The organism is Facivitalis istanbulensis (genome assembly GCF_040560405.1).
Lineage (GTDB): Bacteria > Pseudomonadota > Alphaproteobacteria > Sphingomonadales > Sphingomonadaceae > Sphingomonas > Sphingomonas istanbulensis.
This window is the reverse complement of record NZ_JAVSCQ010000018.1, coordinates 61,271-69,845: the sequence shown is the minus strand read 5'-3', so window position 1 is coordinate 69,845 and position 8,575 is coordinate 61,271. Positions and strand designations below refer to the sequence as shown.

Genomic DNA, 8,575 nt, shown 5'->3' with positions numbered 1-8,575 from the left:
GCCAACGGCACGGGGAAACCCGCGCCCGTGTGGGGGGAAGCTACGTCCGGGCTACGCCCGGCCTCCGCTTCCCCCCACACGTCATCTACGATGTCGCTGACCCTTCAACTGCGATGTCGCTGTGCAGGCAGGTGTCCGCGCCGCCGATCACCAGGAGCGTGGGGGCCGAGGGATCGCTGGCGCGGAAGAAATGGCCCGGCAGGGTAGCGCCGCCATAGGGAACGGCAAAACGCTCCGACGGCAGCCCCAGCTCTTCCATTGCGACATCGAAAAGATATTGGCTGCGGCGGAACAAGGCCAGGAACCGATCACCCGGCGCGACGAACTGCCAGGCAAGGCGAAAGCATGTGAAGGCACGAAGACGGGTTTCGCCGGCGGCGCGGGTCTCGCCGCGCGCGACCCAGTGGTCGGCTTGCGCGACAAGGGTCTCACCCTGGGCCTCGAAGGCACTGGCCCAGGAATCGGCATCGCCATCCTTGATCATCGTGGAAAGCTGAAAGGCTTCGCCGACCGAAATGCCCCCCGCTGGCGCCCAGCCCAGCGCCCCGAGGAAGAAGAGGTCCATATTCGGATCGGAAAAGCGATAGCGCTGGCTAAGCCGTTGCGTGGAATAGTCTTCACCGACAGCGGGCATCTCTTGCTTTGACATTGTGGTGCCTCAATGTGACAGGGACAGAACGCCGAATGCAGCGTTAAAGCAAATATATTCACTTTAAGGTCGGTATGTCAACCAGACGTCCCGGCGGTCGAACCGCCATCGTGAAAGCAAAAGCCTTCGAGGCGGCACGCGCGCTTGCCGTGGAACAGGGCCTCCACAACGTCACCATGCCGGAGATTGCGAAGCGCGCGGGCGTCGCGCCGACCAGTCTTTATCGACGGTGGGGCGATGTCGGTTCGCTCCTGATGGAAATGGCCGTGGAACGGCTCAACGAGACGTTTCCGCTTCCCGACGAGGGAACACTCGTGGCAGACCTGACCCTCTGGGCGCGGCGCATCGCCGCCGGACTTAACGCCGATACCGAGGTCAACTTCTTCCACGTGCTGCTGGCCACCACTGCCATGTCGTCGGAAACCCGCCATCACGTGCTCGCGCCTCGCCTGGAGCAGCTTGACGCGATGCTTGGCCGTGCCAGACTGCGCGGCGAATCCGCACCCGAGGCCGACAGTGTCATCGACCATCTGATCGCACCGCTTTACATGCGCTCGGTCCTGGGCATGCCCCTCGATGACCGATATGCCGATAAGCTCGTCAGGACCTTGTTGGAGACGATGACCGCTTGAGATGCGCTGGCCCGGTTTCCAGCTATCGGTCCGATGCTCCAGGAGCGCGTGCCATATCGCTGATGGCCCACCCTGGTCCGCATTTGCACCGGAGCACGCTGTGTTCGTGCGCGCCGGTCTTCGCCTGCTTCGCGAGCGCCGGGGCTCCGCCGATCGAGGGGACCGGGTCATCGCCCCGCTTCATGCGCCGAGACCCTGGCCACAGACGTCTTGCGGCGCGATAGGCGGGGTCGCGAGCAGCGCGGCGAGTTCCCGGCGTGCCGCGTCGAGATCGTCGCGAAATCCGGCCTCGGCATGCAGCCGGCTGACCAGAACGGAGCCCGCCATGAAGCCAGCCTCCACCGCGCTGCGGCTGTGCGACCCGCAAATATAGCGGCTCTCGCCATAGCGGCGGCCGCGCTCGAGTATCTCGGTGGCCCGCGCAGGGATCAGTTCGGCGAGGATCAGCGCGGTCGCCCAGCCATTGCTCGTGTGCCCCGAAGGATAGTCACCATTGCCGGCGAGATGCGCGGTTTTCGGTTCACAGATCGCGCCCGGCTGATCGAGATAGGGACGCCGTATCGCAAAGCCGTCCTTCGCCCGCCCGACCATGCCGCCATCTCCCATGCGGCTGAAGATCCGCGCCAGCGCCGGCGCGCGCGTCGCGTCAAGCCGGCGGCCGATCGCGCAGGCGAAGACGGTGAACCGATCGTCGGTCACGTCGCGTGTCGCCAGCGCCCAGCGCGGAGTGCCGGCATATTTGCGGGTGGCCCGGAACGTGGCGCGGTCGTCGATGGCGCGAGGATCACCCGACACGGGCGGCGGCGGCAGGATCCGCATCAGGTCGGGAACAGACGCCCCGTTCAGATAGGACGGAAGCGGCTGGTCGGCGGCGATCAGGCCAAGCGACAGCAAGGCCGCGACGAAAGCATGGCGCATCAGCATATCTCCGGATCATGGCGTCCGACGGAATCGCCGAAGGACGAACTGGCGATGGGTATAGGACACGGGATTCCGGGGCGAGACATCCGCGAATATCCTTCTGTGCGGATGGCCGCCGCCGGGGCGATCGACATGGCCTAGCCGTTGCGCTTCATCGTCAACGATGCATGGAGGCGGAAGGTGTTGTCATCGATCTCGTCGAGCTGGGGCGGCCCCGCCATGGCATAGCCCTCCTCCGACAAGAGCGCGGCAAGGCCGCCCACGAGCATCTCCTGCCGTTGTGCCAGATACGCCTTGCCGGTCGGCGGCAGGATCAGGCCGGTCAGCGTGCATCGGTCAGCGTCGCACACGATGGCCACATCCCGCAGCAGCGGATAGACGCGCGCCACATGGGCGATCGCCTCGCGGACCGGCGGCGCTGCGCTTTCGGGGACTCCGGTTGGTCTCGCCTCCGGGGCGATGATCGGGACACGCGATTCAACGGATCGCCCCTCCACCACCATGATCCCGCGCGCCGCCGGCGCGGCGTCCCCCACCCGCTCGCGATCGGCGACCCTCGACACCGCCCATCCGACCAGCGCCGTTGCTGTCAGACAGACCAATAGCCAGGGCAGCCGTGAGGCAGATCGACCAGGGTTCACGAAACCTCCCGCGATATCATTCGGACGGACAGTGGTTCGCCCCGTGCCGCCGACATGCGGCACGGGGCGGCACGGGGCGGCACGATCAGCAGATGGTCGAGCCGGACGGGCAGCCGGGCGAATTCGCGCCGGCATCGACATTGGGGTCGAACCCCGGCGCGATGCCGCTCTTGTTGGCGGCGGTCAGGACGCTCGCGAACCGGGCCTCCTTATTGTCGAAATTGGTACCGTCGAAATCATAGTTGGACACCTTGTCCCGGATCGCGATCGACGGATAGCCGTTCCAGCTTACCAGCGGCTGGACCACCCATTGGCCCGTGCCGTTTTCGGGCGGCTCGTCGCCGCCATTCGTCTTCGCGAAGCGCAGGAGGTGCGAAAAACCCCAGGTCTCGTAATGATAGACGATCTTGACATGTTCGCCCGTCGAATCGCTGACGAAACGGAGCTGGCCGTCGCTGGTGGCGCGGGTATCCCATTTGCCATGATCGCCACGCGTCACGCCGACCACCCGGCTCGACGTCCCCGCATCGGTCGTCCAGACGATGATGCTCTCCCAGTCGTAGGCGTGCGAGAAATCAGACTGCCAGAAATAGCTGTAAACGCGCGCGCAATAGCCGTTGTTACAGCGGCTGCGGGCATAGACGTTGCTCTGCCGGAGATAATCGGCTTTGCGGCACGCGGCGGGCGGACGGGTCGCATAGGTCGAGGCACGCGCGCTGATATTGCCCGATGCATCCACCGCGGAGACGTTGAAGCAGACATCGGTGTCGAAATCGAGCGCGGGCTGGAACCGCTTGTCGAGCGTGGTCGCGGCTTCACGCAGCGGCGTCACCGGCGCGGGCCATCCCTGTGCCGCGATCGCCATCGGCTGCACCGCCATCAGGGCGGCGACCATGCCGCCCGACGCGCGCAGAATGGCGCATCGACGCAATTTTGACCTTCTTTGGTTCGCTGGAACGATGATGTGCATAGGAACTCCCATGATGGAATTTTACGCGCTACGCCTTACGGGGCCTTGGTCCGCGCCCGCCCAGGCGCGCACGCGGACCGGCCGGACTGGACGGTTCAGAAACTGGCGGTGATGCCCAGGCTGAAGATGCGGCCGCTGGTCGTGTAGACCTCGGTCCGATAGGCATCGATGCTGGCGAACTGGCGGATCGGCTCGTTCGTGACGTTGATGCCCTCGGCGATCAGCCGCACGCCGGGCCGGATATTGATATGGGCCTGGAAATCGACATTGTTCGTCGCCCGGATGCCGCCCCCCGAATTGGCGAGCGCATTGCCCGCACCCGTCAGATACTGGCTGCGATAGGCGTCCGACACGCGCACGCCCCACACCGGATTCTCGTAATAGAGAGTCGCGTTGAACGCCCATTTCGACAGGTTGTCGAGCGGCAGCACGCGCGAACTCTTGACCCCGGCGGTGGTGTAGAAGGCGGTGCGGTGCCCGTCGAACCAGGTGCCGTTGGCGACGAAGCCCAGATTCTTCAGCGTTCCGGGAAGGAAGGTGAAGTCATGCTGGATGGCGGCTTCGATCCCCTTGATCTTGGCGCCCGGGCCATTGATCGGCTGCGACACGTCATAGGGCGTGCTGGCGTCCTGTCCCTGAACCAGCAAGGACAGCGGCAGACCGGTTTCGCCATAAGGGATCTGCTTCGACGATGAGGTGATGAAGCTGTCCATGTTCTTGTAGAAGACACCGATCGAGGCGAAGCCGTGCCGGTCCATATACCATTCCGCGGACCCTTCGATCGACGTCGCCTTATAGGGCCGCAGGAACGGGTTCCCCAGGCTCAGCGACCCGCCGTTCGGACGCGTCGTGATCGAGCCCGCCGCCGCCAGGTCGCCAAGCCCCGGACGGTTGACGTTGCGGCTGGCGCTGACGCGCAGCACCACCTCTTTCGTCACGTCCAGGGCGACGTTGACGGCGGGCAGCCAGCCCTTGCTGTTGGTTCCGATCGACACCGGCTGAAAGCCCGAGGCGGTTGCCAGATTACCCGACGAGACCAGATCCGTGGAATAATAGCGGACGCCCGCATTGGCGCGCAGCCGCATGTCGCCCAGATTCGTGTCGAGATCGAGCTGGGCAAAGCCCGCCCAGGTCTTTTCATCGACCCGGTAATCGCTGCCCGCCTGCAGGTTGGCGGCGGTCAGGTTACGGGTGTCGCCGATCAACGCATATGTGCGGTCGACGTCGCCGACGATATACTGGGTCAGCGTGTCGACCCCGACCGTCTGTTTCAGGGCGTTCGGAATCGCGGTCAGCGTCGGCTTGTTGTGGAACACCTTGTTCGCCCAGGTGTAGCCGCTGTTGGAGAAATGCTTGTAGGCGCCGCCGACCTTGAGCGTCAGCGCGCTGTCCAGGGCGTAGGCGACGTCCAGCTTGCCGTTGGTATAGCGGCTGACGATCCGGTTCTCCTGCACGTCGAGACGCTGGAGCGCCCAATTGTCGGGATCGGTCAGATCCTTGCCATAGGTGTTGCGCGGGTCGGCCGGCCGCGTGTCATAGCTGAAGGCCATGTTCCGGGCCTCCAGGAAGACCTTGTCGAACACCGGCTGGCCAAAGTCCGATTCCTCATACCCGCCCAGCGCATGGATCGTCAGCCGGTCGGACGGCGTCCACTCGCCATTCGCCACCGCCTGATAGAAGTCGGCATGATTCTCGACGATGTGGTGCTCGGACCGCTCGTCGATGCCGGTGTAGCTCGCCGCGCGCAGGGTGTTGGTACCATCGATGACAGCGCTCTGGATGATCTGCCCGCCATTGATCGTCGTTCCGGTCAGCGGATTGGCACCCGCGCTGGCGATCGCGTAATCGTCGCGATGGTCCCAGAGCCGGCCATAGAGCAGATCGACGTCGAGCTTGAAGCGTTCGCCCGGATGATATTGCAGCGCGGTGGTAACCCCGAGCCGCCGACGGTCGGTGTACCAGCTCGACGGCGATTGCGCGGTAGGCTGCCAGACCCCGGCCAGCAGCTTGCCGCGCGTGGCATCGTCGATATCGGGCCCGATATTGGCGGCCGCATATTTGGTCAGCCCCCAGCCCCAGTTGCGATAGCCATATTCATTGTTGTGAATCTGGCTGTACGCCAGCGAGATGAGCGCCCCGAAATCACCCTGCCGCATCGAGGCCAGGCCGACCAGGCGGGGCGTGACGCCGTTGGTATTGCCGTTGGTCTGCCCCTTGGCCGAGATGACGAATTTCGGCCCCTGATAGTCGAACGGCTTGGCCGTGGTGAGTTGGACGGTGCCCGCGATGCCGCCCTCATCCTGTTCGGCGGCATAGGATTTCTGCACGGCGACGCGGTTGAACAACTCGGATGCGAACAGGCTATAGTCGAACGCACGCGACCGGCTGACCCCGCCACGATTGTCCATGCCCGAGGCGGTGTTGCCCAGCACCTCCATGCCGTTGAGCTGGGTCCGCGTGAAATCCGCGCCCAGGCCGCGCAACGCGATCTGGCGGCCCTCGCCCGAATCGCGCGTGATCGTGATGCCGGGGACACGCTGGAGCGATTCGGCGAGGTTCAGGTCGGGAAAGGCCGCGATGTCGGAGGCGAGGATGTCGTCCTCCGCGCCGACCGCGCGCCGCTTGAGATCCTGTGCCGCCGTCAGGCTGCTGCGATAGCCGGTGACGACGATGTCGCCGTCATGGCCCAGCGGATCGCGCTCACCCGCGCCGATGGCCAGCGCGAATACGGGTGCGGCGGCGACACGGGCGGCGGGCGGGCGCGGCCCCGCGCCATCGGCCCGCAGGATGAGAACGCCATCGGTCATGACCGGCCGCAGGCGGGTGCCGCGCAGCAGGACGGCGAGCGCGGCGCGCGGCGTATACCGGCCGGTCACGCCCTGTGTCTGCCGCTGCCCGATCAGCGCGGGCGAGGCGACGACCTGGATGCCCGTGACGTTCGAATAGGTCGACAGCGCCGAGGCGAGGCTACCCGCCGGTATCGCGAAAGCAAAAGTGCCCGCCGCAGGGCCCGCGGGCTGCCCCTGTGCCACGGCCGGCGCGACGCAGGTCGCCGCCGCCAGGATGTATACAGATGCTCCACCAAACCGCTTCATCGTGATCGTCCCCCAATCCGGCGCATCGGCGCGCCACCAAGCGGAAGACGGATCAGCGGGCACGATCCGGACAATGTTTTTTAGCGACCAGCGCCGTTCAGCGCATGGGCTTCAGCGTTATCCCGTCCGGCTCCTCGACCACCCTGAATCCGAGTTCCGCGCCGATGGCGCGCAGCAGTTGCTGGGGGCGATCGGTACGGAAGCGCCCGAAGACCTGCATCGACGCGAGCGGCTCGCCGGGCATGACGACGCGGGTATCGCCCTCGCGGCGCAGCACCTCGACCAGATCGTCGAGCCGCATCCCGGCGGTATCGATCCATCCCTCCCGCCAGTCGGGCAGCGACGGATCGAACCGCACCGGCCGCTCCGGGACACCGTTGCGCATATTGCTGCGATACCCCGCCGGGACCACGACGCCGCGCGGCGATCCGGCGGGGTCGAAGCCCACCGCGCCGCGATAGACCGCCAGCGAAACCTGCCGCCGGGTCATGCCGAGGTCGAAGGCGGTACCGAGCACCCGCGCGTCCGCCCCGCCCGCATGGACGACGAACGGGCGGGAGGGATCGTGCCGCACGTCGAAAAAAGCCTGGCCGGCGAGGAGCCGGGCGCTGCGTCCGCCGGCGGAATAGACGATGCGGACCCGCGTCGCCCCGTCCAGCCTGACCGAGGAGCCATCCGCCAGCGTCACCGCGGCTTTCTCGCCCGCGCGGGTCGCCAGGGTGCGCGCCCATGACCCGGGCGCTACGGGCGTCGGCGACGGTCCTTCGCGGGTCATAAGCAACAGCGCGGCGACGGCCAGTATCGTCCCGCCGCCCGCCGCGACACCGCGTCGGCGCCGCCGCAGCGCGCGCACCTGCTCGTCGGACAGGCGGACGCAGCGCGCCGCCGCCTCATGCAGCGCGTTGGAGAAAACGGACTCGTCGACCGGCATCGGCTCGCGCCCCGCCGCGTCGTTCCGGGGAGTCATGCGCCACCGTCCATGGTGAAGCCACGCTTCGCCATGGCCGTGCGCAGATCGTTCAGCGCGCGGACGACATGCTTTTCGACCGCCGCCACGCTCATGTCGAGACTGTGCGCGATATCGGCCGTGCTGACGCCGTCGACCCGCTTTCGCAGGAAGATCTCGCGCCGCAATGGCGGCATCCGGTCCAGCGCCTGGGCCAGGATCGCCACCGCCCGGCGAAATGCCAGGACATGGTCGGCCGTCGGCTGCGGACAGACCATGTCGTCATTAAGTTCCGCCGGTGCCCTCCGGCTGGCGGTGCGGTGATGGTCGAGCAGCAGATTGCGCGCGATCGCGAAACACAATGCCTTCAGATTGTCGATCCGCGCCGCCGGATAGCCCAGCAGGCGCAGCAGCGTTTCCTGCGCGATATCCTCGCCATCGGCGTGCTGATCGACCCGTCCGTGGATGAAGCTGCGCAGCGCACGCATCAACGCGGCATCGGGACAGGCCACCGACGATGCCAGATCGGACACCGGGAAATGGGCGGTGGAGCCGGGATATTTTGCGCTGCTCACCTACCCCTCCCCGACCAGTCGTGTCGGCGGCCGCTCTACGGGCGCATCGTGAAGGCCGGATGACAATCGCTGCGGGCGCATATCCTCCGCCGGAACCGCCACGCACGCACGGTGATGGCCGCGCCTCTCACACAACAAATAAGGAT

8 protein-coding genes are annotated in these 8,575 nt (G+C 66.2%); 1 reads left to right on the top strand and 7 read right to left on the bottom strand.

Annotated elements, in window-relative coordinates; genetic code table 11:
- Positions 1-85 precede the first annotated feature (85 nt).
- Positions 86-649 (bottom strand): hypothetical protein, encoded by a 564-nt coding sequence (locus RN629_RS11765; protein WP_407035387.1) that lies wholly within the window; start codon positions 647-649, stop codon positions 86-88.
- 110 nt (positions 650-759) lie between these two features.
- Here RN629_RS11765 and RN629_RS11760 point away from each other — a divergent pair, with 110 nt between their 5' ends.
- Positions 760-1,281: a TetR/AcrR family transcriptional regulator gene (locus RN629_RS11760; protein WP_407035386.1), complete on the top strand. Its 522-nt coding sequence runs from the start codon at positions 760-762 to the stop codon at positions 1,279-1,281.
- A 180-nt stretch (positions 1,282-1,461) separates the two neighbouring features.
- On the opposite strand, the gene RN629_RS11755 is transcribed toward RN629_RS11760, so the two are convergent.
- The 6 genes from RN629_RS11755 to RN629_RS11730 all read right to left on the bottom strand — a co-directional run bounded on the left by RN629_RS11755 (position 1,462) and on the right by RN629_RS11730 (position 8,429).
- Positions 1,462-2,199 (bottom strand): acid phosphatase, encoded by a 738-nt coding sequence (locus RN629_RS11755; RefSeq protein WP_407035385.1) that lies wholly within the window; start codon positions 2,197-2,199, stop codon positions 1,462-1,464.
- 140 nt (positions 2,200-2,339) lie between these two features.
- Positions 2,340-2,765 (bottom strand): hypothetical protein, encoded by a 426-nt coding sequence (locus tag RN629_RS11750; protein ID WP_407035384.1) that lies wholly within the window; start codon positions 2,763-2,765, stop codon positions 2,340-2,342.
- A gap of 163 nt (positions 2,766-2,928) precedes the next feature.
- A complete protein-coding gene (locus tag RN629_RS11745; RefSeq protein WP_407035383.1) occupies positions 2,929-3,774 on the bottom strand; it encodes an NPP1 family protein in 846 nt (281 codons plus the stop codon).
- 134 nt (positions 3,775-3,908) lie between these two features.
- Positions 3,909-6,908 carry a TonB-dependent receptor gene (locus tag RN629_RS11740; protein ID WP_407035382.1) on the bottom strand — a complete coding sequence of 1,000 codons (3,000 nt, stop codon included), beginning with the start codon at positions 6,906-6,908 and terminating at the stop codon, positions 3,909-3,911.
- Between the two features lie 97 nt (positions 6,909-7,005).
- Positions 7,006-7,875, bottom strand: coding sequence for a FecR family protein (locus RN629_RS11735; protein ID WP_407035381.1), 870 nt, complete (start codon positions 7,873-7,875; stop codon positions 7,006-7,008).
- Positions 7,872-8,429, bottom strand: coding sequence for an RNA polymerase sigma factor (locus RN629_RS11730; protein ID WP_407035380.1), 558 nt, complete (start codon positions 8,427-8,429; stop codon positions 7,872-7,874). Before RN629_RS11730 ends, RN629_RS11735 begins: the two co-directional genes overlap by 4 nt.
- Positions 8,430-8,575: the final 146 nt, after the last annotated feature.

Coding starts and splice junctions, on each gene's coding strand:
- RN629_RS11765 (WP_407035387.1), bottom strand. CDS start 649: ATGTCAAAGCAAGAGATGCCCGCTGTCGGTGAAGACTATTCCACGCAA.
- RN629_RS11755 (WP_407035385.1), bottom strand. CDS start 2,199: ATGCGCCATGCTTTCGTCGCGGCCTTGCTGTCGCTTGGCCTGATCGCC.
- RN629_RS11740 (WP_407035382.1), bottom strand. CDS start 6,908: ATGAAGCGGTTTGGTGGAGCATCTGTATACATCCTGGCGGCGGCGACC.
- RN629_RS11735 (WP_407035381.1), bottom strand. CDS start 7,875: ATGACTCCCCGGAACGACGCGGCGGGGCGCGAGCCGATGCCGGTCGAC.